Source organism: Hymenobacter defluvii, assembly GCF_017589435.1.
Taxonomy (GTDB): Bacteria; Bacteroidota; Bacteroidia; order Cytophagales; family Hymenobacteraceae; genus Hymenobacter; species Hymenobacter profundi.
On the sequence record NZ_JAGETX010000131.1, the window covers coordinates 1 to 331 of the forward strand.

General features: G+C 32.9%; 1 protein-coding gene. It reads left to right on the forward strand.

The annotated features are described in order from the left end of the window. On the forward strand, positions 1–299 hold a 299-nt coding region (locus tag J4D97_RS23330), incomplete at its 5' end, for a hypothetical protein (RefSeq protein WP_208309671.1). Positions 300–331: the final 32 nt, after the last annotated feature.

The following is a 331-nucleotide window of genomic DNA, read 5'->3' on the forward strand; positions in this document are numbered from 1 at the left end:
TATTTGAATCTTCAAAAACCATTAGGTCTGACAAGAAGAATAAATTAAATAGCCCATTAAATAGAACTTATATATCCTCGGCAGCTAATAATATAATTCGCGCAGCGACTCCTGCACAATACTTTCCTCAAGTAAGTCAGCAAGCTAAGGATAAACATTCGCTTCCTCTTAATCTAGAATCAGTATATACAAAAATTAATGGTGAACTTGATACTGATTATTACTTAAGGTTATTAAATTCACGTTATGAGGTACTAGTACGTGACGTTAGATTAGAATTAGAAATTCTAGCCGGATAGTATGGAACAATCCGAATTCTGGTAACAGATAT